Annotated in this window: 25 protein-coding genes; 4 read left to right on the forward strand and 21 right to left on the reverse strand. The window is 42.0% G+C overall.

The genetic code is table 11. From position 1 onward, the window contains the following. Nucleotides 1-75: 75 nt before the first annotated feature. The 4 genes from KTI79_RS07480 to KTI79_RS07495 all read right to left on the reverse strand — a co-directional run bounded on the left by KTI79_RS07480 (nucleotide 76) and on the right by KTI79_RS07495 (nucleotide 4,086). The gene (locus KTI79_RS07480; protein ID WP_000080243.1) at nucleotides 76-1,080 is read right to left on the reverse strand and encodes a transketolase family protein; all 1,005 of its coding nucleotides are present in this window, start codon (nucleotides 1,078-1,080) and stop codon (nucleotides 76-78) included. A gap of 10 nt (nucleotides 1,081-1,090) precedes the next feature. Then, complete coding sequence (locus tag KTI79_RS07485) at nucleotides 1,091-1,936, reverse strand: transketolase (RefSeq protein WP_079284340.1); 846 nt, start codon at nucleotides 1,934-1,936, stop codon at nucleotides 1,091-1,093. A gap of 19 nt (nucleotides 1,937-1,955) precedes the next feature. Continuing rightward, nucleotides 1,956-3,257, reverse strand: a complete 1,302-nt coding sequence (locus KTI79_RS07490) for an MFS transporter (RefSeq protein ID WP_032055082.1) — start codon at nucleotides 3,255-3,257, stop codon at nucleotides 1,956-1,958. A 79-nt stretch (nucleotides 3,258-3,336) separates the two neighbouring features. Next, entirely contained in the window at nucleotides 3,337-4,086 is a 750-nt protein-coding gene (locus KTI79_RS07495) for an SDR family NAD(P)-dependent oxidoreductase (RefSeq protein ID WP_000926498.1), read from the reverse strand. A 184-nt stretch (nucleotides 4,087-4,270) separates the two neighbouring features. Between KTI79_RS07495 and KTI79_RS07500 the strand changes: the two genes are divergently transcribed. After that, nucleotides 4,271-5,146, forward strand: a complete 876-nt coding sequence (locus tag KTI79_RS07500; RefSeq protein WP_079284341.1) for a LysR substrate-binding domain-containing protein — start codon at nucleotides 4,271-4,273, stop codon at nucleotides 5,144-5,146. Nucleotides 5,147-5,157: 11 nt separating this feature from the next. On the opposite strand, the gene KTI79_RS07505 is transcribed toward KTI79_RS07500, so the two are convergent. After that, nucleotides 5,158-5,604, reverse strand: a complete 447-nt coding sequence (locus KTI79_RS07505) for a hypothetical protein (protein ID WP_032055083.1) — start codon at nucleotides 5,602-5,604, stop codon at nucleotides 5,158-5,160. A gap of 191 nt (nucleotides 5,605-5,795) precedes the next feature. On the opposite strand from KTI79_RS07505, the gene KTI79_RS07510 reads away from it, so the two are divergent. Next, a complete protein-coding gene (locus KTI79_RS07510) occupies nucleotides 5,796-6,941 on the forward strand; it encodes an aldose epimerase family protein (protein ID WP_032055084.1) in 1,146 nt (381 codons plus the stop codon). A 67-nt stretch (nucleotides 6,942-7,008) separates the two neighbouring features. On the opposite strand, the gene KTI79_RS07515 is transcribed toward KTI79_RS07510, so the two are convergent. Beyond that, nucleotides 7,009-8,229 carry an MFS transporter gene (locus KTI79_RS07515; RefSeq protein WP_032055085.1) on the reverse strand — a complete coding sequence of 407 codons (1,221 nt, stop codon included), beginning with the start codon at nucleotides 8,227-8,229 and terminating at the stop codon, nucleotides 7,009-7,011. A gap of 106 nt (nucleotides 8,230-8,335) precedes the next feature. Between KTI79_RS07515 and KTI79_RS07520 the strand changes: the two genes are divergently transcribed. Next, on the forward strand, nucleotides 8,336-9,124 hold the full coding sequence (locus KTI79_RS07520; protein ID WP_032055086.1) for an AraC family transcriptional regulator: 789 nt from the start codon (nucleotides 8,336-8,338) through the stop codon (nucleotides 9,122-9,124). Here the strand turns inward: KTI79_RS07520 and KTI79_RS07525 are convergent. Both KTI79_RS07525 and def read right to left on the reverse strand, forming a co-directional pair. Next, complete coding sequence (locus KTI79_RS07525) at nucleotides 9,091-10,413, reverse strand: glutaminase (protein WP_032055087.1); 1,323 nt, start codon at nucleotides 10,411-10,413, stop codon at nucleotides 9,091-9,093. The genes KTI79_RS07520 and KTI79_RS07525 overlap by 34 nt on opposite strands. Before the next feature lie 178 nt (nucleotides 10,414-10,591). Then, nucleotides 10,592-11,074 (reverse strand): peptide deformylase, encoded by a 483-nt coding sequence (gene def / locus KTI79_RS07530; RefSeq protein ID WP_032055088.1) that lies wholly within the window; start codon nucleotides 11,072-11,074, stop codon nucleotides 10,592-10,594. A 234-nt stretch (nucleotides 11,075-11,308) separates the two neighbouring features. Between def and KTI79_RS07535 the strand changes: the two genes are divergently transcribed. Continuing rightward, entirely contained in the window at nucleotides 11,309-12,607 is a 1,299-nt protein-coding gene (locus KTI79_RS07535) for an MFS transporter (protein ID WP_016802808.1), read from the forward strand. 62 nt (nucleotides 12,608-12,669) lie between these two features. Here KTI79_RS07535 and KTI79_RS07540 read toward each other — a convergent pair whose 3' ends face one another. The 13 genes from KTI79_RS07540 to KTI79_RS07600 all read right to left on the reverse strand — a co-directional run bounded on the left by KTI79_RS07540 (nucleotide 12,670) and on the right by KTI79_RS07600 (nucleotide 25,789). Next, the gene (locus tag KTI79_RS07540) at nucleotides 12,670-13,866 is read right to left on the reverse strand and encodes a hypothetical protein (RefSeq protein ID WP_032055089.1); all 1,197 of its coding nucleotides are present in this window, start codon (nucleotides 13,864-13,866) and stop codon (nucleotides 12,670-12,672) included. Nucleotides 13,867-14,021: 155 nt separating this feature from the next. Then, nucleotides 14,022-15,662 carry a thiamine pyrophosphate-binding protein gene (locus KTI79_RS07545; protein ID WP_032055090.1) on the reverse strand — a complete coding sequence of 547 codons (1,641 nt, stop codon included), beginning with the start codon at nucleotides 15,660-15,662 and terminating at the stop codon, nucleotides 14,022-14,024. 38 nt (nucleotides 15,663-15,700) lie between these two features. Further along, nucleotides 15,701-17,167 carry an aldehyde dehydrogenase gene (locus KTI79_RS07550; RefSeq protein ID WP_086376089.1) on the reverse strand — a complete coding sequence of 489 codons (1,467 nt, stop codon included), beginning with the start codon at nucleotides 17,165-17,167 and terminating at the stop codon, nucleotides 15,701-15,703. A gap of 13 nt (nucleotides 17,168-17,180) precedes the next feature. Further along, a complete protein-coding gene (locus tag KTI79_RS07555; protein WP_032055093.1) occupies nucleotides 17,181-17,972 on the reverse strand; it encodes an aspartate dehydrogenase in 792 nt (263 codons plus the stop codon). A 15-nt stretch (nucleotides 17,973-17,987) separates the two neighbouring features. Beyond that, the gene (locus KTI79_RS07560; RefSeq protein ID WP_032055094.1) at nucleotides 17,988-18,782 is read right to left on the reverse strand and encodes an SDR family oxidoreductase; all 795 of its coding nucleotides are present in this window, start codon (nucleotides 18,780-18,782) and stop codon (nucleotides 17,988-17,990) included. Between the two features lie 15 nt (nucleotides 18,783-18,797). Then, the gene (locus tag KTI79_RS07565) at nucleotides 18,798-19,622 is read right to left on the reverse strand and encodes an alpha/beta fold hydrolase (protein ID WP_032055095.1); all 825 of its coding nucleotides are present in this window, start codon (nucleotides 19,620-19,622) and stop codon (nucleotides 18,798-18,800) included. A 35-nt stretch (nucleotides 19,623-19,657) separates the two neighbouring features. Beyond that, entirely contained in the window at nucleotides 19,658-20,179 is a 522-nt protein-coding gene (locus tag KTI79_RS07570) for a cupin domain-containing protein (protein WP_014206035.1), read from the reverse strand. A gap of 22 nt (nucleotides 20,180-20,201) precedes the next feature. Continuing rightward, nucleotides 20,202-21,425 carry an MFS transporter gene (locus KTI79_RS07575; protein WP_032055097.1) on the reverse strand — a complete coding sequence of 408 codons (1,224 nt, stop codon included), beginning with the start codon at nucleotides 21,423-21,425 and terminating at the stop codon, nucleotides 20,202-20,204. A 42-nt stretch (nucleotides 21,426-21,467) separates the two neighbouring features. Then, a complete protein-coding gene (locus tag KTI79_RS07580; RefSeq protein ID WP_032055098.1) occupies nucleotides 21,468-22,679 on the reverse strand; it encodes an NAD(P)/FAD-dependent oxidoreductase in 1,212 nt (403 codons plus the stop codon). A 28-nt stretch (nucleotides 22,680-22,707) separates the two neighbouring features. Further along, nucleotides 22,708-23,637, reverse strand: a complete 930-nt coding sequence (locus KTI79_RS07585; RefSeq protein ID WP_032055099.1) for a VOC family protein — start codon at nucleotides 23,635-23,637, stop codon at nucleotides 22,708-22,710. An 11-nt stretch (nucleotides 23,638-23,648) separates the two neighbouring features. Beyond that, complete coding sequence (locus KTI79_RS07590; protein WP_086376088.1) at nucleotides 23,649-24,413, reverse strand: SDR family oxidoreductase; 765 nt, start codon at nucleotides 24,411-24,413, stop codon at nucleotides 23,649-23,651. Beyond that, nucleotides 24,406-25,473 (reverse strand): aromatic ring-hydroxylating oxygenase subunit alpha, encoded by a 1,068-nt coding sequence (locus tag KTI79_RS07595; RefSeq protein WP_005070727.1) that lies wholly within the window; start codon nucleotides 25,471-25,473, stop codon nucleotides 24,406-24,408. The genes KTI79_RS07590 and KTI79_RS07595 overlap by 8 nt, the downstream gene beginning before the upstream one ends. A 16-nt stretch (nucleotides 25,474-25,489) precedes the next feature. Then, entirely contained in the window at nucleotides 25,490-25,789 is a 300-nt protein-coding gene (locus KTI79_RS07600) for a recombinase-like helix-turn-helix domain-containing protein (protein ID WP_016141937.1), read from the reverse strand. Nucleotides 25,790-25,802 lie beyond the last annotated feature (13 nt).

Consider the following 25,802-nt stretch of genomic DNA (forward strand, 5'->3'; position numbering starts at 1 on the left):
TTAAATCATCTTGATTAAAAATAGGGCGTGAAGGAAATTCCATCACGCCCTTTTCAATTTGAAAATTTAATCTTTTTACTTCAAATGTGACTTAATCTTTTCTTTAACAGCTTCAGTTGAAATACCATAGCGATCATGCAAAGTTGGTAATGCCCCTGCATCTAAAAATGCATCAGGCAAACCAATCATGTCAAAACGAGGATGCTGACCATTTCTTAGAAGTAATGAACCAACTGCTTCCCCTAAACCACCAATGACAGAATGATTTTCGGCAGTTAAAACAGGACGGCCACCTTTTGCGACTTCATCCAAAATAGTTTGTTCATCTAAAGGCTTAATTGTAGGCACATGCAGCACTGAAACCTCAATACCCTCTTTTTCAAGTTCTTCGGCTGCCTCAAGCGCACGCATGGTCAATAAGCCAGTCGAAATAATGAGTAAGTCTTTACCGGGTTTAATCACCTGTGCCTTACCCAATTTAAACTGGTAGTTGTATTTATCGAGCACTAACGGAACCTGACCACGCAATAAACGCATATATACCGGACCATTATGAGCGGCAATCTGAGGAATTGCCTGTTCTATTTCTAAGGCATCACATGGATCGATAACCATCAAGTTCGGCATAGCACGGAAAATCGCAATATCATCTGTCGCTTGATGACTTGGGCCATAACCCGTGGTTAGCCCCGGAAGTGCTGCCACAATTTTGACATTCAGGTTATCCTCTGCAATTGCCATACAAATAAAATCGTAGGCACGGCGTGATGCAAATACGGCATAAGTTGTTGCAAAAGGAACAAATCCTTCACGAGCAAGTCCTGCTGCTGCACTCATCAAAAGTTGTTCTGCCATGCCCATTTGGAAAAACTTGTCTGGGTTTTCTTTAGCAAAAATATGCAGGTCAGTGTATTTAGATAAATCTGCTGATAACCCCACAATATCGTCACGCTCTTTTGCTAAGGCATTGAGTGCATGTCCAAATGGTGCTGGTTTGGTCGGTTGGCCCTCCGCAGCAATAGAAGCAATCATTGCCGAAGTGGTTAGTTTTTTCTTAGGGGGATTGGCTAACTGGCTCATGGTGTATTCCTTACTGTCCGTAGTGGGTCAAAATATTTAAAGCATCGTCCCATTCATGTTCATCAACACGAATGAAATGTGTTTTTTCGCGGCTTTCCAAGAACGACACGCCTTTACCCATTTTTGTGTCACAAATAATGACTCTTGGGCATGCTCCCTCATGGTTTCGTGCCTGATCGAATGCCTCAAGCAGAGCTTCCATGTTGTTGCCATCCACACGTTGGGTGTACCAACCAAAAGACTGCCAACGATCAACAATTGGCTCAAATGCTAAAATTTCGCTGGAATGTCCATCTGCCTGCTGATTATTCACATCAATAATGGCAATCAGGTTATCTAATTTCCAATGCGAAGCAGACATCACCGCCTCCCATGTTGAGCCTTCATTTAGCTCCCCATCGGACAGTAAGTTATAGACAAAAGCATCTGATTTTTTCTGTTTCAGTCCTAGACATGCACCGACTGCAATTCCAAGACCATGACCCAATGAGCCACCGGTAATTTCCATGCCCGGTGTATACGAAGCCATACCCGACATCGGTAGACGACTGTCATCTGCACCGTAGGTTTCAAGTTCTTCAAGCGGGATAATTTTTGCTTCCATTAAGGCTGCATAGAGTGCAATTGCATAGTGTCCAATAGAAAGATAAAAACGGTCACGGCCTTCCCATTCAGGGTTTTCAGGCTGATATTTCATGGCATGGAAATAAGATACTGCCAGTAGATCTGCTGCACCTAAAGCTTGTCCAACATAGCCTTGGCCTTGTACTTGCCCCATACGTAAAGCATGTTGGCGAATGTGGTAGGCACGTTGTTGCAACTCGGCAATTTGGCCTGCTTTATCAACATTTAACATTGTCATTTACTATTCCTTATTAACGATTGACCAGTTTTGCCGGAACACGCAGAACCAGACTGGCGCCGAAAATTAATACTGTTGTGATTAAGAACATGCCGATTGCATTTGAACCTGTGTTGGTGGTGACCCAACCGATTAAATAAGGTGAGCAAAATCCTGCAAGATTGGCGAAGCTATTCACTGCTGCAATACCTGCCGCTGCGGAAACACCACCCAAAAAGTTGGTCGGTAACATCCAGAATAAAGAGGATGCTGTCAGCACACCTGAGGCTGCGATGCAAAGGCAAATTAAAGAGAGTGTTAGATTTGAAGCGAATAAGGTCGCAAATGTGAGTGCTATAGCGCCTGCACACATCGGGATAATTAAGTGCCAGCGGCGTTCTTGAAAATGGTCACCACTACGTCCTGCCAAAATCATGGCCACAATGGCACACATATAAGGCAGGCTTGTGAGCAAACCGATATGCCAGTTATCACTAATGCCCGAGTTACGAATAAGAGTTGGTAGCCAAAATGTAATAGCGTATTGCCCCATCACGACACAAAAGTAAATACCTGCCAGTAACCATAAGCGTTTATCTGCGATGAACTCTTTGACGCTAGCATGACCTTCTTTGTGCTGGTTATCCTGAGCAAGCTCTTGCTTCACCAAGTTCTTTTCGTCTTGGGTTAACCAGTTGGCTTCTTGAACTGAATCTTTTAAAACAGCAAGTACAAGTAAGCCGACAATCACTGTGGGAATAGCTTCAATGAGGAACATCCACTGCCAGCCAAACCAGCCATGTACGCCGCTCATTCGGTCCATGATTAAGCCTGAAAGTGGTCCACCAATCATTCCTGAAATTGGAATCGCGATAAACCAAAGAACTGTCATGCGTGCGCGGCGGTAAGATGGGAACCAGTAAGTGAGGTAGAGCAACAAACCCGGAGCCAGCCCAGCTTCAGCAACACCAAGCAAAAAACGTAAGGTGTAAAATTGCCATTCGGTTTGAACAAAAGCGAAACAGCCTGACAAAATGCCCCATGTAATCATGATTCGGGCGATCCAACGTCTTGCACCTACTTTGTGAAGTACGATGTTACTTGGTACTTCACAAAGAAAATAACCAATAAAGAAAATCCCTGCGCCTAGCCCATATACAGCTTCACTAAACTGTAAATCGCTCATCATTTGGAGTTTGGCAAAACCCACATTTACTCGATCTAAATAGGCACAAAAATAACAAAGCATTAAAAATGGCATGAGCCGAAATGCAATTTTTCGATACGCCGATTTACGAATCGTTGTATCTACTTCAGATGAAAATACTGTATCCATCATGCGAATCCCTTTACATTTGGCCACAGTATCCTCTTGTGACCATCATTCTATTTTTTAGTTTTGAAATAGTGAGCGATTAATGAATCAGCATGCCACCATTTACATCGAGTGTGACACCAGTTAAGTAAGCAGACAGATCACTTGCCAAAAATAATGCTGCATTTGCAACATCTTGCGCTTTACCTAAGCGGCCAAGTGGAATACCTGCCAAAATGTCGTGACGACGGTCATCATTCATTAAACCGCCAGTAATATCAGTCTGAATTAGACCTGGAGTAAGAGAATTTACACGAATCTGGTCACCACCAAACTCACGAGCCATCGCTTTTGCCAGACCTAACACGCCTGCTTTAGCAGCGCTATAGTGTGGCCCGCCAAAAATACCACCGCCGCGCTGCGCTGAAACTGAAGATAGGCACACAATGCTTCCACCACCGTTTGCTTTCATAGATGGAATAACAGCTTGTGACATAATCAGTGTTCCGCGCAGGCTGACATCTAAAATACGGTCATAGTCATTGCGCTGAATATCGAGGGTTTTAACTGGCTGAGTAATGCCCGCATTGTTAATTAAAATATCAATCTTGCCATAGTGCTGTAGTGCTTGTTCAACAGCTGCTTTGACCTGTTCTTCATTTGCAACATTTGCAGCAAGTCCTAAATGACCGTCACCAAGCGCCTTTGCAGCGTTTTGGCTTTGAGCAAGATCTAAATCAACAATAATGACTTTGGCGCCTTGTTGTGCAAAGATTTCTGCGGTTGCTCGCCCAATTCCACGTTCTGATGCTGCACCGGTAATTAATGCCACTTTTCCTTGTAGTAACATGTTCAATCCTCTTTTACGCTTTATATCCTGAGTTCTGACTTAGAATCCCTTTTTTCACAAAGCCCAGCAATCATCTCGAATTCAACAAGACATGAAAAAAATTCATGCCTATGCTATTTTCAAATAAGTTTTAGGGATAAAAACGGATCATTTCATGGATAGCAGTGAAAACAATTTCAATCAAATGCCCTCAATCAAAACATTACAAGCTTTTGAACAAACCGCCCGTTTCGGCAATGTTGCCAAGGCAGCCGAGCATTTGAATCTCACGCCTTCAGCAGTGAGTCATCAAATTGCTAAGCTTGAAGAAATGATTGGGCAGAGTTTATTTATTCGTGGTGCCCGTGGTGTGACGCTGACCCCTTCTGGTGAACGCTATTTTCAAGATGTCACCACCATTTTGCATAACCTCATGTTAGCCACGGAAAAAGCTGCCGATAAAAGCCCGAAAGACAGTTTATATATTCATTCATCCCCAAGTTTTGGTTTGCTTTGGTTGCTCCCTCGCCTCGAGTCATTTAAAGAAAAGTTCCCCATGATTCAGGTCAACTTGTCATGTTCTTATGAAAATTTGCACTTTACCCGCGACAAGATCGATATTGATATCCGTCATGGTTTACCCAACTGGACAGGGGTAGAAATCAGAACGATTCGTAATGAAAAGCTTGAAGTGCTTGCGTCCCCTAAGCTGCTGGAACGTAGTCCGGTTTATAAACCTCAAGATTTATTAAAGAAAGATCTGATTTTATCGCGTTCAACCTTAGTTACTTGGCCCCAATGGTTTGCCCATCAGGGTTTAAGCATTCCTGAGTTTCCTTACACTTTGAGTTTTGACCGCTCTTATATGTCACTTGAAGCAGCCACACACGGGCTAGGTTTTGTTTTAGAAAGTAATTTGCTTACTCAAAATTACTTAGAATCTGGAAAGTTGGTTAGAGTTTTTGCAGATGAGCTATCGATTCCAATCTCTGCTCATCATTTGGTGTATCCACGAACGCATCAATTTATTCCTAAAATTGAACTGTTTTTAAACTGGATTCATGATGAATTGGCAGGCTGAGAAATCATTTCTTAAAGGATCTGAATTTGCTCAACTCGTAAGTGATGCATCATTTCTCGAATAAATACAAAGTAGGTAAAAATATAAAGCTGATCTGGGGCTACTTGATTCGTGTAGTAACTCAAACGCTCAATAAAATCATTAAATCCATGCTCAAGCTCGATACGGCTGATTTGCTTTTTAGCACTAAAAAATAACTTGCTCAGTTGTGCCATGGCGGTATCAGCCGTAACGGCTATACCATTTATATTGAGATTTCTGAGTGGCTGCGACTCGATGATTTCTTCAATAAAATAAATCATCTTTTCAATCGCAAGCTCATCAATAACACCATTGCTGATACTTTTTGAATTAATAAAACCTAAGCCCTGCTCAAGGTGAATATGTTGGCTGTCTACATCAAACCAGAGACTATTTAGACCAAGTGAAAATTTTAAAATTGAATTAGGATGATTCATAAAAATAGCTTACTGCTGAAGTTTGCTAATAAAGTTAATTTGTTTATAACCCTAAATGGTATCGGCTGTTCAATACTCAGCATTAACTGATCGATTATTATTAACACTATATATAATAAAAACCTCTTTAAAAAGATGAAAAATCAATCTTATATTCATCCAGTCTTAATATTACAAAATAGAGTATAAGCATGAAAAAATTAGCAATTTTAGGTGTTACGGTTTATAGCTTTGCACAACTGGCAAATGCAGCAACGTTAAATGTAAAACCATATGGTACGACTCAAGACGGCCAAAAAGTTGATCTATACACCATGAGTAATAGCAATGGAGTCTCGGTATCTTTTATTAGTTTTGGTGGTGTAATTACACAAATCTTGACTCCCGATGCCCAAGGCAAACAAAATAATATTGTTTTGGGCTTTGATGACCTAAAAGGCTATGAAGTCACTGATACCAAGGAAGGCATTCATTTTGGTGGATTAATTGGCCGTTATGCGAACCGTATTGGCAATGCTAAATTTAGCTTGGATGGAAAAACGTATAATCTTGAAAAAAATAATGGCCCGAATTCATTACATAGCGGGAATCCTGGTTTTGATAAACGTGTTTGGCAAGTTAAGCCCCTCGTTTCTCAAGGTGAAACCGTTAAAGCTTCTCTTAAGTTAACCAGTCCAAATGGTGATCAAGGTTTTCCCGGAAAGTTAGATGTAGAAGTGATCTACAGTCTTTCAGATCAAAATGAATTTAAGATTGAATATAAAGCCAAAACTGATCAGCCTACAGTCGTCAACCTCACCAACCACAGTTATTTCAACTTGTCAGGAGCTGGTAATAATCCTTATGGTGTGCTGGATCATGTGGTACAACTCAATGCAGACCGTGTATTGGTGACCGATCAAAACTCTTTACCAACAGGTGAAATTGCTTCAGTTGCAGGTACACCTTTTGATTTTCGGACGCCTAAGGCGATTGTTAAAGATATTCGAGCGAATAATCAGCAATTGGCCTATGGATATGGCTATGACCAAACTTGGGTAATTAATCAAAAGTCTCAAGGGAAACTCAATCTTGCAGCTATTGTGGTTGACCCAAAATCTAAACGGACCATGCAAGTCTTAACCACTGAACCAAGTGTCCAAATGTATACAGCCAATCATTTATTAGGAAATATTGTTGGCGCAAATGGCGTACTCTATCGACAAGCAGACGCACTAGCATTAGAAACACAGCATTTTCCAGACAGCCCGAATCAACCGGCTTTCCCGTCTACACGTTTAAACCCAAATCAAACTTATAACAGTGTTACCGTATTTAAGTTTGGTGTTCAAAAATAGTCTTTCTAATGAGGCTATATTCATATTAAAAACACTCTCAGCTGAATATGGCTGAGAGTCTTTTCATTTATTTAACTTTTGTGTTTGGTAAAAGTGCCGTTGCAAAACCAAGTAATGGCAACAATGAACATAAACCAAATACCCATTCAATGCCGTTAATATCCGCTAAATACCCTAGCCCCGCTGCGGCAATACCACTTACCCCAAACATAAGGCCAAACATTAAACCTGCAATCATGCCTACACGGCCCGGAACAGCTTCTTGTGCATAAACCACCATCGCTGCAAAAGCAGATGACAACACCAAACCTGCAATAATTGAGAAAACCGTTGTCCAAAATAAGTTTGCATACGGCATCATTAATGCAAACGGCGCCATGCCAACAAATGAAACCCAGATCACAGCTTTACGGCCGATCTTATCGCCAATTGGGCCACCCGCAAATGTACCTACAGCCACAGCTGCCAAAAAAGCAAATAAGTGTAATTGAGCTGTTTGAATACTAATATGGAACTTGTGAATTAAATAAAAAGTAAAATAGTTACTAATGCTAGCAATGTAGGTAAATTTGGCAAACATCAACACACTAATTGTGCCCAAGGCGGTAATGAGCTTACGCCCATGCAATTTAGTATGTGCTTGAGTTGCACGTGCAGCTACCTGACTTTTAGCATGGTTTACTGTCCAGCGGCTTACACCAAATAAAACCCAAATCGCTAAAAGTGCAAATATCACCAAGCCCGCAACTGCATGCTGCCCAAATGGAACAATTAATAATGCTGCTAATAATGGACCAATGGCAGTACCTGTGTTTCCGCCCACCTGAAAAGTCGACTGAGCTGTACCGAAGCGTCCGCCCGATGCCATTCGTGCCACACGTGAAGCTTCTGGGTGAAAGGTTGCAGACCCTACCCCAATCAATGCAGATGCACATAACAACACAGCAAAACTTGGTGAAAATGCCAACAAGATAATGCCGCAGAATGTGACGACCATTCCGAGTGGGAGAAGATACGGTTTTGGATGTTTATCGGTATAAAGTCCAATCCAAGGCTGTAGCAGCGAACCTGTAATTTGATATACAAACGAAATCAGGCCAACCTCCGCAAAACTCAGCGAAAAGTTTGCTTTTAGCATTGGATAGATGGCTGGTAGCACTGCCTGAATTAAATCGTTCAGTAAATGTGCAACCGCCACGGCGCCTACAATTTTAATAATCATTCCATGAGACTGATCATTTGCAACGGTATTGGCAATACCATCTTTCAATTGTATTGAAGACGTCATACCTGAAAAACTCCAATATTTTTAAATGAGATGCTTATTGTAATTTGTCGCTTATAAAGTTATCTTCCAATAATCATCGTATAAGTGACAATTTTTAGGATATTTTATGTCCGATTCTCTTATTCAGTCCGATTTGTCTGAACTTGTGATTGGACTCTCTTCTGAACATTCTTACCGAGAAATTACGCCTACCCACACACATACACGTGCACAGTTTTTATATGCATCTACCGGAAACATTCAAGTTTTTACACCTAATCATGTGTGGATTGTACCGCCCATGTGCGCGTTATGGATTCCTGCTCATGTTGAACACAGTGTGATTTCACTGAGTCACGTTAAGTTAAATACAGCGTTAGTTGAAGTAAATGCAGCAGCTCTAATGGGACAACATTGCTTTATTATTCGAGTTAGTAACCTGTTACATGAACTTTTGATTCGTTTAAATGAAATTGAACGAGAGGACACTCCAAATACAGCGACCTCTCAAGAGCTTTCCCGTTCTTTACAAATTTTGATTTTTGAAGAAATCCATCGCGCTAATTTGTTGTCTATTCAGATTCCGTGGCCGAAAGACAAAAGACTCTTAAAAATTTGCCAAGAGTTATTACATACTCCTGACCATTCAAAAGATTTAACAGATTGGGCTGATGATATTGGTGCGAGTTCTAGAACTTTAATGCGCATGTTCCAAAAAGAAACGGGGCTGTCTTATCGGGCATGGGTACAGCAAATGCATATTGCACTTGCCTTGAGTAAAATCGCGAATGGCGAATCTATTGCCCAAATTTCAGAGTCACTGGGATATACAAACCCCAGCGCGTTCAGTGCAATGTTTAAGCGACATCTAGGAAAAACACCTCAACAATTTAGAAGTGCCGCGATGTCGCTATAAGTCTTTTTTTTAGAGCGGATCTCATGCTTTTCTAATAAATCATCGAAATCATGATAAACATGAAGTTCTCGATCTTTAGCGGTTCTCGCATGATCTAGGCGCTGTTCAGGATCAACCAAAACAAGGGTATGACCATCATCAATCAGACGATCTACGCCTTCTAAGAACATACGTTTACCCACATCGTGGATAAGTGAAATCTGGGTTAAATCAATCACGATTGTGCTTTGGTCAGTGGTCTCGTCTTGCAAAATACGCAACAACATTTCAGCTTCGGTAAATTTCAATACACCTCGAAGCACATACACACTTAACGATGCATCTTTTCCTGTGCGGTAATGACTTTGTACAATCGTTTGTGCAGAAGGTGTACCTTCCATGAGATGTAGCCCCATGTCACGAGATAATCGCCCTAAAATATCGATACCTCGAACACTATGACCATGCTCATCTAGTCGAGGTGAAAAAGCAGCGATACTGACCTGCCCCGGTAACACCCCCAAAATACCACCTGCTACTCCACTTTTAGCAGGAATGCCTACTGTTGAAAGCCAGTCGCCTGCTGCATCGTACATACCACAGCTCATCATGACACTGAGGACTTGTCTAACTACAGATCGGTTCAATAGGCGTTTTCCAGTTTTAGGGTCAACTCCACCATTGGCAAGCACACTGCCCATACGTACCAGATCTTTAACCGTCACCAAAATCGCACATTGACGAATATACCCATTCACAATATCAACTGGATCGGTTTCTAAAATTCCGACAGTTCGTAACATATAACCGATCGAAAGATTACGGTAAGCAGTTTTGACTTCCGAATCATAGACAGACTCATCAAAACTTAATTCGCGACCTGCAAGCTCGCTCATAAAGCGGCGTAGAATTTCTGCACTATGTAAACCATGTTTGACCTGAATTAAGGAATGTGTCGTAATTGCGCCAGAGTTGATCATCGGGTTTTTTGGACGACCATCTTTACCCAGTGAAATTTCATTGAAGGCTTCCCCTGAAGGCTCCACTCCTACTTTCGCAAGTACCGCATCAATGCCAAGTTGTTGTAAAACATAGGCATATACAAAAGGTTTAGAAATTGATTGTATGGTGAATTCAACATCATCATCGCCGACCGAATAAATTTCACCATCTACCGTAGACATTGCTAGAGCTAATCGATCTGGGTTTGCATTTGCCAACTCAGGAATATAATCGGCGAGATGACCGCTGTTATCGATGTCACAGGCTTCAATAACATTTGCCAAATATTCTGGGAGAGGGGTTTTCATGGTTAGTAACCTTAAATGAGGAGATTTACAACATCGCGCAAAATTTCAGCACAACCTGCTGATAATATTAAAATTATATCTTTTGTAATGATTTAAATATCACGATATAAGTATTTTAATTCCGTTGTCTTATTTATTTCAAGCTCATTATAGGTTTTTCAAAACTTTAAACAGAAGATTAGATTATTCTTTCTACAAACAAAATCCCATTTAAATGATCGACTTCATGTTGAACAATACGAGCAGGAAAACCATGGAAAACTGTCTCAACCATTTCACCCTGAAGTGTTAAATATTTCACCTTCACCATTTCTGCACGTTCAACTTGTCCACGCTCATCCGGCACACTTAGACAGCCTTCTTCACCTAAACACACTTCGTTTGAGAACTCTAAAATTTCAGGATTCACCATGGCCACCGCTTCCATTTCAGGTGCATCCGGATAGCGTGGATTTGGTCGAGACGCCACAATAATGACGCGTTTAGAGATATAAACTTGCGGTGCAGCAATCCCTACTCCATTACGTTCGAGCATCGTTGCATGCATAGCGTCAGCAAGCTGATAAAGCCAATTACTGTTTAACTCATTTGCCGAAACAGGAGCCGCAATTAGTTTTAAAATATCTTCACCACGCTTCGCGACAGGTAAAACCACACTCATCCTTTGAATCTCTTATTAAACTGGCTATGACAAGTTTTATTGTGTCGCTGAACGCCCCAAAAGAAAAGTCATTCCTACATCTGTTTTTGTTTTATCTAAAGCGTTTTTTGTTTTATAGCTTTTTGATCTGCGTAAGTCCAATCGACATCGTCCTATAGAACAAATTTCCTCCATTTACTTTTACTTCACTTTTCCATTAATATCCAAACTTCAATTACAACAATTAAGTAAAAAATGGATCAGGAATTAACTTTGCAGGATGCGAACTATCTTAATAAAGAAGATAAACGAACTCTTGCCCTTTCTTCATTGGGTGGAGCTTTAGAGTTTTATGATTTTGTGATTTATGTGTTTTACGCCAAAATCATTTCCGACCTCTTTTTCCCCAGCACACTTAGTCCGTTTTGGGCCATGCTCAATACTTACGGTATTTTTGCAGCAGGTTATTTTTTTAGGCCTTTGGGTGGGGTTGTTATGGCCCATTTTGGTGATTTGGTTGGGCGTAAAAAACTATTTTCGCTTTCTATTTTACTCATGGCACTGCCTACCCTATTTATCGGGATATTGCCTACCTTTGAAAATATTGGATATTTGGCACCGCTACTTTTATTACTCATGCGTGTGGTGCAAGGGATTGCAATTGGGGGTGAAATTCCAGCCGCGTGGACATTTGTGTCTGAACATGTACCTGAAAGAAAAATCGGACTAGCCAATGGTTTACTCACCGCTGGGCTATCTTTAGGAATTTTACTAGGCGCGCTCATGTCTTTATGGATTTCGCTGAATTTTAGTGAAGGACAAATCCATGACTGGGCATGGCGTATTCCTTTCATTGCAGGTGGTATTTTTGGTCTGGTTGCACTTTATTTACGGACTTATTTAAAGGAAACCCCTGTCTTTAAAGCCATGCAGGCCCGTAAAGAAATTTCAAAAGAAATGCCTGTAAAGCAAGTGTTAAAAACGCATAAAACAGCCGTTGCGATTGGCATGTTATTTACATGGTTTTTAACAGGCTGTGTGGTGGTGGTGATTTTAGCCATGCCAAATTTATTAACTGGTACGTTTGGCTTTGAGCGCGCACAGACTTTTGAAATGCAAAGCGCAGCCATTGTTATGCAAATGGTCGGCTGTATTTTAGCAGGCTATTTTGCTGACCGTTTTGGCTGTGGCAAAGTCATGATGGTCGGTGCACTTGCCGTAGCACTCACAGCAGCAGTTTTTTATAACAGTTTGGGGCACGCGGCACATTCAACCATTTTTGGTTTATATATGTTGTTGGGTCTATGCTCTGGTACCGTCGGCATGGTGTCGAGCAGTATGGTCAAAATGTTCCCCGCACCTGTTCGCTTCTCGGGCATTTCATTTTCTTATAATTTATCGTATGCAATTGTTGGTGGTATGACGCTGCCTTTAGTGCATTGGCTCAGTCAATATAGTGATATTGGTGCGATGTATTATATTTTCGCGCTAACCATTTTGGCCTTTGTAACTGCCTTTGTGTTTTGGAATAAGTTTGAAAAAAACAGGTATTAAAAATTTTCACTTATTAAATAAAAAAACCACGCCGATTGCGTGGTTTTTTAATGCTGCTTATTTCAGAAAGTAAACCCGATATTAAAGTTAATACGGTATAGCCATTTATCACTGTTTGGTGAAGTTGCAGAGGTATACCCTGTTGAGTTGGTTGCCCCACCAATAATGTTAGAGTTTTTACCCCACGTATAATCTGCCCAAACCATAAATGGTGAAGCAATAAACATCATTCCTGTAGTGTTCATTTGCGAATCCGACCAATCATCACGTTTTTTATCGAGATAACTATAGTCATTATAAAACTTAATGGCTTTTAGCTTGCCCATATTGGTCACAGGCAACGTATAGGCAAGATTTAAACTGGCAATGGTACCTTCCGAAGCAATGAAATAAGCAGGTGTAAAACCATTATTGCCCATTAAGGTCATGTCACTATTTACACCATCCGGATTTTTAGCATCATATTGGTAATGAATGACCGAACTTTGTAAATTAAAGCGTTTATAGTTGTTTTCGGTATGCAAACCGACTGCATAATATTTACCGTCTTTATCGGTCACTTTGTTATGTAGCTGAGCGATTGCACCCGAGATACCAAACTCTTGCTTACCGAAATCAGTTTCTAACTTACGCACAATGCGGGTATTCACCTGATTACGCTTTTCATTTTGATAGGCTTTTTGAGATGGAAATGCGTTTCCTGCCAAGTCATCATAAGTTGCACTTTCAGGTGAATAACGCAAGTTCGTCTCTAACATTTGCGGGTAGTAACCGAGTTTTACATCCCAATCTTTGTTGTGATAATTCCAGTTAAGCCCCGGTGCAATGTTATTGCCATATCCTAAAAAGAATGGAATATGATAGGTCCAGCCATTTTGCGGATAGGGATAAATCGTAAATGGTTTATAAACCAAACCCGCTTCAATGCTGTTATTGGCATCTAGGTTATAGCCCACGTACGCTTTTTCAATGGACGTTTTCTGTTGGTCTTGAAATAGATAGCTGGCGTTGATATAGGCATCATCAAACTTACCTTTGAGATCTACCCTGAAAATATCAAAATAGAGCTTACCGAAACCGCGGTTTGGCCCTTCCCAATCTTCATAACGTTGATTTAACCGAACCACCCCACCTAACTTTAATGAATCCGTGCCGTCATCACTTTTCCATTCAAGCAATGAGTCTTTTGCAAATGCATTGACACTTACCCCCAGCGTAAGCGGTGCAATGAATGCCATGATCAATGAAGTCTTTTTCATCTCTACATCCTTGATTGAGTTCCAGCGTCCTGCTGGAACTTTATTTGTTTTATCTGTAAAACTTAGTTTTTATTGTTTTTTAGACAAAAAATTTTATCTAAAAAAAGGATGGCTTAGCAGCTCCCATCGCATATGTACTAAACCATCCAAACTGGTTAATACAGTTTCTTTTGCGGTGGACCCGCGAAGTTTAATGGTCCAATCGATTTCATATCGAGCTCGATCACGGTTGGCCCTTCAAAAGCGACAGCCTCTTGAATAACCGTTTTAAACTCTTCTGCACTACCGACTTTCCAGCTTTTCACACCCATTGATTCGCCAAGAAGTTTGTAGTCGGGTGTATGTAATTCATTGAAATACTGACGACCACCAAAGTAGTTATTTTGAATGCCACGCATTACGCCATAGCCACCGTCATTCATAATCATTAGGACCATATTGGTGTTTTCTTGTACCATGGTTGCAATCTCACCAATGCCAAGCATTAAGCCGCCATCGCCGACTAAACCAATTACTTTTTTGTCAGGGTTAGCAACCGAAGCACCAATTGCTGTTGCAAGGCCCAAACCAATTGCACCCGCAAGTGAGTGGATATTTTGGTTTGGTGCTTGTACAGGGAATAAACGACTGCCCCATGTACTACCCGACATGGTGATGTCACGTACAAAAATGCCGTCTTGAGGTAAAGCTGCACGCAAGTGATCACAAATTAAAGCGTACTGATCGATTTGTTTACGAAGTGCATCAATTGCAGCTTGTTTAGCCGCTACTACAGCAGCATCATAATCAGCATCAATTTTTGAAGTTCCTTGAAGCTGTTCTACCACACGTGTTAAGACATCTTTGGCATCGCCACAAATGAAGTTGCGGATTTTGTAATTACGTTGCTGAGCCACTGGGTTGGCATCCACCTGAATAATGTTTTCAGGAAATTCAACCGAATAAGTTTTAGTTTCATTACTACGTAAACGAGAACCCACCACAACCATCAGGTCAGCATCTTTTAATAATTGCTCAACACCTGCCGAGTTATGGAACGCACCTAAACTACGTGGATGATCATCTGGCAACACCCCACGAGCATGAGTCGATGAAACAACCGGAATACCTAAATCTGCAATTGCTTTAACTTCTGCAATGCTATTTAAAGTTCCACCGCCAATCCAGAAAATCGGACGTTTTGCTTTTTTGATTTCACTGACAAGAAGATCAATTTCAGCTTGCTCTGCTTGTGGCAACTCAAGTGCTTTCACTGGCCCAAGATTAAGTGGTAAATCGATTTCTGCTGCTTGTACATCAATTGGTAGCTCAACACTGACAGGTCCCATTGGAACTGTAGTTGCAACACGGATTGCTTCACGAATCACGCCAACAGCATTGTCTGGACTGGTGATACGGAACGCTGCTTTGCTTGATGCGCGCAAGAATGTAAGTTGGTCTTTAGTTTCATGAATGAAACTGGCATCACGGTCGAGATATTCACGTTCAACTTGACCCGTTAAATGCAATACAGGACTACCCGCATTCATTGCTTCAATCAGTGAACCTACCGCATTACCTGCCCCAGCACCCGTACTGGTCAACGCTACACCTAAGCCTTTAAAGCGTGAGTGTGCATCTGCCATAGTAACCGCACCCGCTTCACCACGTGCTGCAACAAAGCGCATTTTTTCACGGCGCCCTACCGCATCGGCAATAGGTAAGTTGTGGATGGAAATAACACCATAAATACTATCAACTTGGTGCGCTTCTAAAACTCTTGCGATTGCTTCGCCTACATTTACACGTTCAGTCATGTCTATTCCTCAAAATTTGTTTTCAGTCCTTGAATTTATTAATCGCACCAAGGGTTAGGCTGTTCATTCAGCCCCATATAAATACTCTTTTGTTGCATGTACGATAAAATGCCCAAACGGCCTTTTTCGCGCCCAATCCCACTGTCTTTAAAGCCACCAAACGGCGCACTAATCGAGAATTTTTTGTAGGTATTAATCCATACCGTTCCAACCTCTAACGCACGTGCGATGCGCCAAGCTTTACGATAGCTTTCAGTCCAAATACCTGCGGCAAGACCAAAACAACTGTCATTGGCTTGAGCAATTAAATCTTGCTCGTTGTCATATTTCATAACGACTAAAACAGGGCCAAAAATTTCTTCCTGACAGGTTTGAGCACTGTTATTTAAGCCCGTGATAATGGTCGGTAAGTAATAACTTCCTTTGGCATAATCACCAGTCGTAAGTGCCTCACCACCAATCAGAACCTGACCACCTTCGCTTTTAGCAAGTTGCACATAGCGATCAACTGACTGCAAATGTTTGTCATTGACCAGTGGTCCTAAATGCACGCCTGCCTGTTCCGGATGGCCCACACGTAAGCCTTTGGTAATTTCAACCAAACGCGTTAAAAACTGATCGTAAAGACTGCTATGAATAAACAAGCGAGAACCTGCGATACACGCTTGGCCTGCCGAGCTAAAAATACCGTAAGCCACACCTTTAGCTGCCAGTTCGACATCTGCATCCGGTAAAACGATGGTGGGTGACTTTCCACCTAACTCAAGCGAAGTGGTAATCAGTTTATCTGCAGCAATGTGTGCCAAATGACGACCCGTGGTTGTGCCTCCTGTAAAAGAAATTTTACGAACCAATGGGTGCTGAGCAATTGCATCACCAATTACAGAACCACGCCCCACTAACACACTGAGTAAACCTTTTGGTAAACCTGCCTCTTCAAAAATTTTGGCAAGCTCTAAAGCAATGAGTGAAGTTGCTTCTGCTGGTTTTAACACCACGGCATTTCCTGCTGCCAAAGCAGGAGCAAGCTTTTGAACCTCACTCGCAATTGGAGAGTTCCAAGGGGTAATTGCTGCCACAACGCCTACAGGTTCATACACACTCATGGTCATAAAGTCTGGAGCACGCTGAGTGGTGAGCTCATCGTTTAGCGTTTCACAGGCCGCCGCAACATAACGCGCAGTCGCCGCAGCGCTCATCACTAAACCACGAGTTTCGGTTAAAGGCTTACCATTATCGCGGGTTTGTAGTTTTGCTAATTCATCTACACGCGCTTCAATAATGTCTGCAACTTTATAGAGAATACGTGCGCGCTCATGCGGCAAGCTGTTTCTCCAGCTCGGTTCACGCCAAGCTTGATCTGCTTTTTTAATTGCTTCATTTACATCTTCAAGCGTTGCTGTTGAAAGCTCAGCGTTTACCGACTGATCTGCCGGAAACAGGCTTTGAATGACTGCACCACGACCTAATCGCCATTCACCTGCAATATAAATTTCCTTTGCCATGATCAAATCCTTCTTAAATCTGTATTGCTTCTACACTGTTGCGACAAGCACGAATCACGCTAAGCGCAGCCAAAGTTGATGTTTTCGGGTTACTTGGCAATGGCACACCCACCAGTTCAATGGTCATTTGTCCAAAGCCACCTTCCGCCACAATGGTGTGTTTGTTCTTGTTGATAGTTGGATCAACAGTTAACTCAACCATGGTTTCATCCATACCAAGTCCTGCAAGTGCAATGGTTGCTGCAACGTTGGCATTCGCTGGGAATTTGGTCGCAGCTTCACGGGCAGTTCCAGTAAAAAAAACCGTAGCTTCTGAAACATGGTCTAAATCGACCAATTGCTCTGCATAACTACCCTTCCAGCTTTTTGGACTTTTACAGCCTTTATAAGTGACCTTTTGCAAGCCACCTTCTTTAGCAGCAGAAATACCGTCAATGCCTGCGATAGCCCCTGCAAGTAAATGCAGATGGGCATCATTTTTTTCGGCAGTTTGCTTAAGCTGAATTAAAAACTCGTTATCAGCCAAAGTACCCACCGAAATCAGACCAATGGTCCAGCCTTTCGCTAAAACTTTTTGAGCATGCTCTTTTACTGCTGCTTGACCTGCCACCTCAATGACATAGTCTGGGGTACCATCACATTGCTCAATATCTGAAATCACTTGAATGTCAGATGAGACTTGTGACTGCACTTTTTCAATGCTGCGAGATGGCACGACAATCCATTTCAGTTGCAGATCTTGAGGCAAGTGTGCATACACTTCTGCTGCCATTGCGCCAAAACCAATCATCATCAACTTTTTCATGACAGCACCTGATATTTATAAATGTTTGTTAAAACCACCTGAGACATCTATTGCCGAACCTGTGGTGTAAGATGCCAATGGTGATGCCAAGAAAACTAAAGCACGTGCAGGCTCTTCTGGACGGCCTAAACGCTGCATAGGAATGCCGCGATTTTTTGCGATATTGCCAGTCCACTCTTCCCATGACAGATTTAAATCTGAACGGGTTTCATAACGGCGTTTCCACTGCGCAGATTCGACCATTCCGAGTAAAATTGAATTCACGCGAACACCATATTGAGTAAACTCATGCGCCAACGAATGGGTTAAATTCAACAGTGCAGCGCGTGCAGATGAAGTCGCAATCATATGTGGCTCTGGTTGCAATGCCAGTAACGAGTTCACATTGGTAATAGAGGCATTTGCCGACTGTTTTAAGTCTTCAAGAAAAGCCCGTACCGGATGTAAGACACTAAAATATTTCAGCTCGATTTCTTTCATCCAGTCTTCATCTTGCGTATTTTCAAAATTTGAAACACGGCCTTGTCCAGCATTGTTAATGAGCATGTCCACATTGCCCAAATTGAGTTTGACGTCTTTGGCAAATTGTTGAACTTCGTCTTTTTTCAACACATTACATGCTTTGGTAAAAATATTGGCATGAGGAAATTTTTCTAAAATATAGTGTTTTGAAGCATTTAAACGTTCTTCATCGCGACCACACCAAGCAACTTTTGCACCCTCTGCAACCAGTATTTCAACAGCAGCCAGCCCAATCCCAGATGAGCCACCGGTAACAACTGCAACTTTTCCTTCAACTTGGAAGCTCATAATCCTTAATCTCTCTTACGATTGTTCCTGAATCGTCAACATAATTTGGTTAAATGCTTGCGGTTGGTCGACATAACTTAAATGTCCTGCATCTTCTATGACAAAGCGCTGTTCCAACTGCAATTCCTGAGCAAGCTCTTGTATACCTAACGCAGGAGTGATTTGATCTTGCTGCCCTGCAATGACTGTGCATGGGACTTTTAAATGGGTTAAGTAATTACGTATTTCGTCATATGCCAGTAAGTACGATGCATGGGTGAAACCTTTTAGGGTCAACTGCTGCATCACCTCTGAAACTAAAACTAAGGCTTGTGGTTCTTGTTTATAAATCAAATGAGGTCCACGGCTTTCAGCCATTCCTTTAGCGCCTAGTTCTTTCAACATTTTTGGTCTTTTTTCAAAAACCTGAATTTGTGTCTGTTCATCGTGGCGTTGGTAGCCTTGTGCTAAGTTAGCAACAACTAAGTGCTTCACTCGCTCTGGGTACAGTGCAGCAAATGCACTGGCCTGTAAGGCACCTAATGAGTGTCCGACCACAATTGCTTTTTCAATTTTTAAAACTTCGAATAACGCTGCCAAACGCTTTGCGTAGTCGGTAGCATTGGGCTGATCAGTTAAAAGTTCATCTGATTTGCCATAGCCCGGTGCGTCCCAGGCAATGACATGAAAATGATGAGACAGCACTTCAAGTTGGTTTACCCATGAAGCAGAACCTGAACTAATGCCATGCAACAGCACAAGGTACTCGCCCTGACCGGCTTCCCGATAGGCTTGCTGCTGGCCTTGAACAGTAACGGTTTTCACCGGAAATTCTGCTAACTTTTCAATGAGTGTCATCATTTTCAATTCTTTCCTTCATTCACTTCATCAAACAATTAACGTTTGATTTGAGATAGCGGATGCTCTGGTGGATAGTTCGGAATGGTTGGTTTACCTGTTCCCAACATCACACACATCAAGGCATCTTCTTGACCTGGGTTAAATAAACCACGGTAGATACCCGGTGGAATTGAAATCAGGTCACGCTCTTTTAAACGGGTTTCAAATTTTTCGCCGTTGTGCTCAATGAACAAATCAATTTCGCCGCGAAGCATAAAGAACACTTCTTCAACATCGTGGTGAATATGCAAAGGACCTTCACATTGTGGTGGCAGAACCATGGTTGAAAACGTGAAGTTTTCTGCTGGTACAGTGTTACCATCATTTGCAACACCTGTTGCACCCGTACCCATATAACGCATTTGTGCACGGCGATATTTCGGGTCGTAATCAGCTTGGAACTTCAAAGCATCGAAGTCATATTTACGTGTCTCAAAGCGAGCAATACGCGTGTTTAACCAATCTTCTAAAGAAGTACCTTCTGGTTGTGCCCATGATTCGAATTGTTGTGTAGTCATTTTTAAACTCCTATACAGTGAATTAATAACGTTTTAAAAGAGGAACCAAGAACAACGACCCAATGACAGCGACGGCAGCCAAGAAGGTAATTCCTAAATTAAAACTATGTGTTTGCATCACGATGTAACCGATAAGAACAGGTGCAATTGCACTTGCAAAATTACCTAAACCGTTAAATATTCCACCCGCAGTCGCCCCTACATTTGAGGTCGTTACTCTTGCAAGCAGAGCAAATACAGCTGCTACTCCAAAACCCCACGCCATCGCGCTTAAAGACATGGCAGCAATAATCAATAGAGGCTCAGTCATAATGATCATTACGTACATGAAGATGCCCGCGAGTAATAAACCGCTAAATACTTGAATCGCGCGGCGGCCTAACTTGTCAGATAAAAATGCACCGATAATTTCGCCAATTAACATGGCAATGAATGGAAAGCTTGAATACATCCCAAACTCTTTGAGATTGAATCCTTTGTCTTGCATAAGGTAAGAAGGAACCCAGCTATTTAAGCCCCATAAATAAGTCATCAACGCAATGTTAAAGAGACAAACCAACCAGAACGCGCTGTTGCTGAGCAGCAATTTAGTATTGGCAATGTGGCCTTTGAAATTGGTACGTTTACTCTCGCCCTCAATTTCAACAGTTTTCTTGAGTTGTAAGTTACGCAGACCAAAAACAATGCTGAAAATTGCGATTAGCGTTAACCCAGCCATCACAAAAAAAGTGGTGTGCCAGTCATGGTGTGCTAAAACATTTGCAGTGATCGGGAACCCAAGGAATGCACCAATTGGGGTTCCAAGTAAGAACATGGTAGAAGCACGTGCCTGCTGACGGTCTGTGTAAGTCTGCTTAACAATGGTATAAGCCAAGGCAAATAACGGACCTTCTGCTAAACCGAGCAGTACACGTAAAATCAACATGCCTGAATAACTGGTGGTGAACCCCATGCAAAACATGAGTAGGCCCCACGACGTTACGCTCCAGAACAGCATTTTCTTTGGGTTAAAAATGTCACCCAAAAAGCTTAGAAAGACCGATGAAAAACCATAAGCAAGTAAGAAACTTGTCATGAGCCATCCGAGCTTGGCCTTATCTTCAGCAATTCCCATTGCACTTTGAAAATGTGGATCTGAAAATAAAACCGCAATACTAATCTTGTCGAAAAATGCCAGTACCACACACACCATAAGGACAAAAGCAGGTACCCAATGCTTCAATCCACTTTTTTCTTCATTACTCATGTGTCATTCCTTCGATTTGGTAATGAGAACCAGATTTAATGTTTACGGTTTTAACTTCATGACATTAAATTCAGCATCTGCTAATAGTTTTGGATCTAAAACGGTGTTGGCTTGCATCCAACGTTTTGCCAGTTTGACCAGTTTAGAATCATTAATAGCAATCATGTTGAGCAAACGATTTTCATGGTCCAGATATAAATAGCTCACCTGATCTTCACCGCCTTGGCGAATCACCAATTCTTTGGTTTTTTCAGGTTGATACGTTCCTAAAATTTGAATATTGAAGTGGTATTGATCAGACCAAAGCCATGGAATATCGCTATATTCAGTTTCAATGCCTAGCATTGATTTAGCAGCTGCAATCGCCTGATTTTGTGCATTTGCCCAAGACTGAATGCAATATCCCAAACCCGGATGAATCGCGACATCGCCTGCGGCATAAATGTCTTGATCCGAGGTTTGTCCAAAACAATTCACCACAATGCCATCTTTCACATCGAGACCAGCGTGTACCCCTAACTCTTTCGCGATCTCAGCGCCTGCACCTACTACAACACAGTCAAACAACTGACTATTTTGAGGATGGTTCACCACTTCAACTTTTTGATTAGGTGCTTCAACCAAATGAAGGCTCTTGCTGTCTAAGTGAATTTTTGTGCCTTGGGCCTCATGCATATTTTTTAAAAATGCAGAAACTTCCGGACTCACACTTCTTGCACATAAACGGTCGCCATATTCAAAAATATGAACATCTTTACCTTGCTTACGTGCAGTTGCAGCAATTTCTAAACCAATCCAGCCACCGCCGATCACAGCAACATTTTTTGCATTCTTTAAAATTTCAGCCAAACGTTCACAGTCATGCACATTGCGTAAGGTCACAACATTTGGAATAAACTGCCATGTATTGACCGGTACACGTGCACGGCTTCCGGTTGCAATCAGCAATTTGTCATATGGCAAAATCTGACCACTTTCTAAATGAACCTGTTTTTGTTCACGATCGACTTTTGTTGCAATTTCCGGTTTATGCCATTGAACGTTGAACTCTTGAACCTGTTCAGGAGAGAACAGATTCAAACTTTCATAAGTTGCTTCTTTTGAAAGTACTTGCTTAGACAGTGGCGGACGCTCATAAAATACTTGATCTTCATTTGAAACCACGTGAATTTCGCCCACATACCCATTTTGACGTAAGGTACTTACTGCCCAACCCGCTGCCTGTCCGGCACCTACAATTACGATCTTTTCCATAGCCATCTTCCTTGTAAAGCAATCCCTGTTAAACAGGCTTCACCTGACGGCGAGTTGTGTCATCAAGACCACCTTCAATCGCCCATTCGGTGAAAAGCTCTAGACGATGTTCTTCTACACGCGGCTGCCATTCTTCTGTCAAATAATCATCGTTGGTGTAATATTCAAATGCACCACCTAATGGTGAGTTGACGTACCAGAAATAAGCAGAAGAAATTGGATGACGTCCCGGTCCAATGAAAGTTGACCATTCCGAACGATTCATATTTAAACCGCCCCCAATCACTTCATGAATATCACGAACGACAAAAGCAACGTGATTTAAGCCAGCAGGTTTATTTGGAACACTGAGCAAGAATAAATCATGATGGTAACCTTCACCGCGGCAACGTAAGAATGCACCACGATTTTTATAGGCATCCGATAAATGGAAACCTACTTTCTCGATATAGAAATTTTCAGTTGTTGCCAAATCCGGTGTGAAAAACACCACGTGTCCAATCGCAACAGGTTGACCCTTTTCATAGACAGGACTTGCGGCATTCACACGTTGAATATTACCGTACTGGTTAATACCTTCCGTTTTAAGTTCAGGTACTTCTTTAACAAAGCTTTGTTCAAAACGAATGGTCATCCCATTTGGGTCAAGACACTGAACTGTATTTTCAGTACGTTTAAAACCTTCTACATCGGTCAAACGAGCTGCCAAGTCATCAAGGTCTTGAGCACTATCAACGCCCCAAGTCACTTCACGTAAAGTTGAACCTTGCTCAATAGCAGCAGGCAAACGATCATCATCACAATTAAATAGATAAATCTTGCTGCCATTTTGGGTTTGGTATAAATCTGTGCCTTCAATATCCGAACTACTTTGACTTAAACCAAAATCTGCCAAGAACTTGTTTGAAGCGGCTCTATCTTCAACTCCAAACTTTAAAATCTCGATCCCTGTAATCATTTGACTACTCCTTAGTTAAAGACAAAACCGCCATTGACCGGAATATTTTGACCTGTCACAAAAGAGGACAAATCCGACAGTAGATACAATGCTGTTCCATTTAAATCTTGTGGAAGTTGCTGACGTTGAATCGCTCTTCCGTTGACATATAAATCATGACGTTCCTGTGGCACATACTCGGTTGCTTCAACCAGTGTCAGCCCCGGAGACAAGGTGTTGACACAGATATTGAACTGCCCCAACTCTCTTGCCATTGAACGTGTCATGGCAACAATTGCACCTTTACTTGCCACATAAGCCATCAAGTTCGGTGCGCCCCAAAGTGCTGTATCGGAAGCAACATTAATAATTTTGCCAGCAGCCGATTGCTTTAGATGGGGAACACATGCCTTACTGATGAGCCATGTGCCTTTCACATTAATATTCATGACCCGATCCCAAAGTTCAGGGTCGTAATCAATCATATTTTTTCCACCGACATTGGTTGCTAGTGCCGCACAGTTCACAAGTCCGTCTAGTCCTTGTAATACTTCCACGCTTTTTGCAACCGCATTTTCAATAGAGTCTGCATTGGCAAGCTCAACTGTTACTGCATGAACGTTTAGCCCTTGTTGCTGTAACGCTTGCGCTTCTTGTTGCACCAAGTCAGACAAAATATCTGCCATCACAACTTCAGCACCAGCCTCGACAATGGCTTGAGCGAAATCTCGGCCTAAACCACGCGCAGCACCAGTCACTAAAACTTTTTTGCCTTGCAACAACGCTACATTAGCCATGAGCTTCTTCCTGCATCTCGATACGGTTTGATGCATTTAGCGCAGCAATTTTCTTTAATTGCTTTTCAGCTTCTTTCTTCATTAAACGACGTAAACGTGCAAGACCAACATCGTGTTGATAAAGGAACTCTTTTTCACGCGCATTTGGAGCAAGGTTTTCTAAAATAATTCGGTCTTGTTCCAATACATCCCAATGCAACTGTTCTAAATGATTGCGATATAAGAAACGCCATACATTACGTTGCCAGCCACTCACCTTACGGCAGCGCCAGAAAAATACGCGAGTATTATTGGCATCAATTGGCGTTGCATAACCTACAATCCAAAATTCACCACCTGGGCCAAATTGTTTACGGTAAGGAATTGAAAGACGTAACCAGCTTGCACCAGTTGAACCATATTCAACCCAGTCGAAGTTCACACCTGTTTGACCTTCTTTTTCAAAAACAAAGCCATTATCGGTCGTGCGGTGCTTCATCTCTGCAGTACGTTCACCATCTGCCATCGAGTGCGATGTCGCATGTAAATAGGTCCCATGCATTGGGTCCATCACGTTATCAATCGCATATTGATGGTTTACTTTCCAGTCTGCTTGGCAAAGGAACGCACTCCACTCTTCGCTTGCAAGTTGTTCTGGAAACTCAAGCGGCGCTGGTTGTTCATTTGCATCAATACCAAACCAGATAAAGATTGCACCATGTTGCTCAATGACAGGATAGTTCTTTAAACATTTAGTACCAGTCATTGGACATTCATGAACGGCTGGCACATCAGCAACAACACCGTCAGCACGAACTTCAACACCGTGATACCAGCAAGCAACTCGGTCACCCAAATTCCAACCCAGTGAAAGACGAGCACCGCGATGTGGACAGCGATCTTCAAGCGCATGAACCTGACCTTCAGCATCACGCCAAACTACAATATTTTCGCCTAAACGAGTAATTCCGACTGGATTAGCAGCGACTTCCCAACTTGCTAAAACCGGGTGCCATTGGTCACGTAAACCAAGTTCTAAATATTCTTCAGCGCTTTGTGAAGTTGATACGATTGCGTTCATTTTATTCTTCCCTGAATCAATAACCTAAACGTTGCATTTCTTCTGTAAAGCTTGCAGAAGTCCATTCATCACCAGATTCACAACGGAAGCCCTGTTGATTAAGTGCAGAAACAACATCATCTAACTCAGTTGCGCCCGCAGAAAATGCCTGAATCAAGTTCTTTACAAAATCTTGTTCGTAGAGAGTTGGCTCTTTATAACGTGTCTGCCAAACCAATAATTCAGATTGACCTGGAACTTGAATATTGTTGATACCTGCTTCGGTTGCTGGCGTCGCATGAATCCAGCTTGCCAACTTTTCATTAAATGTCTTCATTGTTCTGCTTCCT

The organism is Acinetobacter sp. WU_MDCI_Abxd143, assembly GCF_025514195.1.
Lineage (GTDB): Bacteria > Pseudomonadota > Gammaproteobacteria > Pseudomonadales > Moraxellaceae > Acinetobacter > Acinetobacter pittii_H.

What these genes read in the sequence shown, in the direction of transcription:
- KTI79_RS07555 (WP_032055093.1), bottom strand. Translation starts at nt 17,972, where the DNA reads ATGAAAAAGTTGATGATGATTGGTTTTGGCGCAATGGCAGCAGAAGTG.
- KTI79_RS07600 (WP_016141937.1), bottom strand. Translation starts at nt 25,789, where the DNA reads ATGAAGACATTTAATGAAAAGTTGGCAAGCTGGATTCATGCGACGCCA.
- KTI79_RS07495 (WP_000926498.1), bottom strand. Translation starts at nt 4,086, where the DNA reads ATGTTACTACAAGGAAAAGTGGCATTAATTACCGGTGCAGCATCAGAA.
- KTI79_RS07500 (WP_079284341.1), top strand. Translation starts at nt 4,271, where the DNA reads ATGCCCTCAATCAAAACATTACAAGCTTTTGAACAAACCGCCCGTTTC.
- KTI79_RS07525 (WP_032055087.1), bottom strand. Translation starts at nt 10,413, where the DNA reads ATGAAAACCCCTCTCCCAGAATATTTGGCAAATGTTATTGAAGCCTGT.
- KTI79_RS07570 (WP_014206035.1), bottom strand. Translation starts at nt 20,179, where the DNA reads ATGACTACACAACAATTCGAATCATGGGCACAACCAGAAGGTACTTCT.
- KTI79_RS07590 (WP_086376088.1), bottom strand. Translation starts at nt 24,413, where the DNA reads ATGGCTAATGTAGCGTTGTTGCAAGGCAAAAAAGTTTTAGTGACTGGT.
- KTI79_RS07565 (WP_032055095.1), bottom strand. Translation starts at nt 19,622, where the DNA reads ATGATGACACTCATTGAAAAGTTAGCAGAATTTCCGGTGAAAACCGTT.
- KTI79_RS07515 (WP_032055085.1), bottom strand. Translation starts at nt 8,229, where the DNA reads ATGACGTCTTCAATACAATTGAAAGATGGTATTGCCAATACCGTTGCA.
- KTI79_RS07585 (WP_032055099.1), bottom strand. Translation starts at nt 23,637, where the DNA reads ATGATTACAGGGATCGAGATTTTAAAGTTTGGAGTTGAAGATAGAGCC.
- KTI79_RS07560 (WP_032055094.1), bottom strand. Translation starts at nt 18,782, where the DNA reads ATGAGCTTCCAAGTTGAAGGAAAAGTTGCAGTTGTTACCGGTGGCTCA.
- KTI79_RS07505 (WP_032055083.1), bottom strand. Translation starts at nt 5,604, where the DNA reads ATGAATCATCCTAATTCAATTTTAAAATTTTCACTTGGTCTAAATAGT.
- KTI79_RS07480 (WP_000080243.1), bottom strand. Translation starts at nt 1,080, where the DNA reads ATGAGCCAGTTAGCCAATCCCCCTAAGAAAAAACTAACCACTTCGGCA.
- KTI79_RS07595 (WP_005070727.1), bottom strand. Translation starts at nt 25,473, where the DNA reads ATGAACGCAATCGTATCAACTTCACAAAGCGCTGAAGAATATTTAGAA.
- KTI79_RS07520 (WP_032055086.1), top strand. Translation starts at nt 8,336, where the DNA reads ATGTCCGATTCTCTTATTCAGTCCGATTTGTCTGAACTTGTGATTGGA.
- KTI79_RS07575 (WP_032055097.1), bottom strand. Translation starts at nt 21,425, where the DNA reads ATGAGTAATGAAGAAAAAAGTGGATTGAAGCATTGGGTACCTGCTTTT.
- KTI79_RS07550 (WP_086376089.1), bottom strand. Translation starts at nt 17,167, where the DNA reads ATGGCAAAGGAAATTTATATTGCAGGTGAATGGCGATTAGGTCGTGGT.
- KTI79_RS07485 (WP_079284340.1), bottom strand. Translation starts at nt 1,936, where the DNA reads ATGTTAAATGTTGATAAAGCAGGCCAAATTGCCGAGTTGCAACAACGT.
- KTI79_RS07535 (WP_016802808.1), top strand. Translation starts at nt 11,309, where the DNA reads ATGGATCAGGAATTAACTTTGCAGGATGCGAACTATCTTAATAAAGAA.
- KTI79_RS07545 (WP_032055090.1), bottom strand. Translation starts at nt 15,662, where the DNA reads ATGACTGAACGTGTAAATGTAGGCGAAGCAATCGCAAGAGTTTTAGAA.
- KTI79_RS07580 (WP_032055098.1), bottom strand. Translation starts at nt 22,679, where the DNA reads ATGGAAAAGATCGTAATTGTAGGTGCCGGACAGGCAGCGGGTTGGGCA.
- def (WP_032055088.1), bottom strand. Translation starts at nt 11,074, where the DNA reads ATGAGTGTGGTTTTACCTGTCGCGAAGCGTGGTGAAGATATTTTAAAA.
- KTI79_RS07540 (WP_032055089.1), bottom strand. Translation starts at nt 13,866, where the DNA reads ATGAAAAAGACTTCATTGATCATGGCATTCATTGCACCGCTTACGCTG.
- KTI79_RS07510 (WP_032055084.1), top strand. Translation starts at nt 5,796, where the DNA reads ATGAAAAAATTAGCAATTTTAGGTGTTACGGTTTATAGCTTTGCACAA.
- KTI79_RS07490 (WP_032055082.1), bottom strand. Translation starts at nt 3,257, where the DNA reads ATGGATACAGTATTTTCATCTGAAGTAGATACAACGATTCGTAAATCG.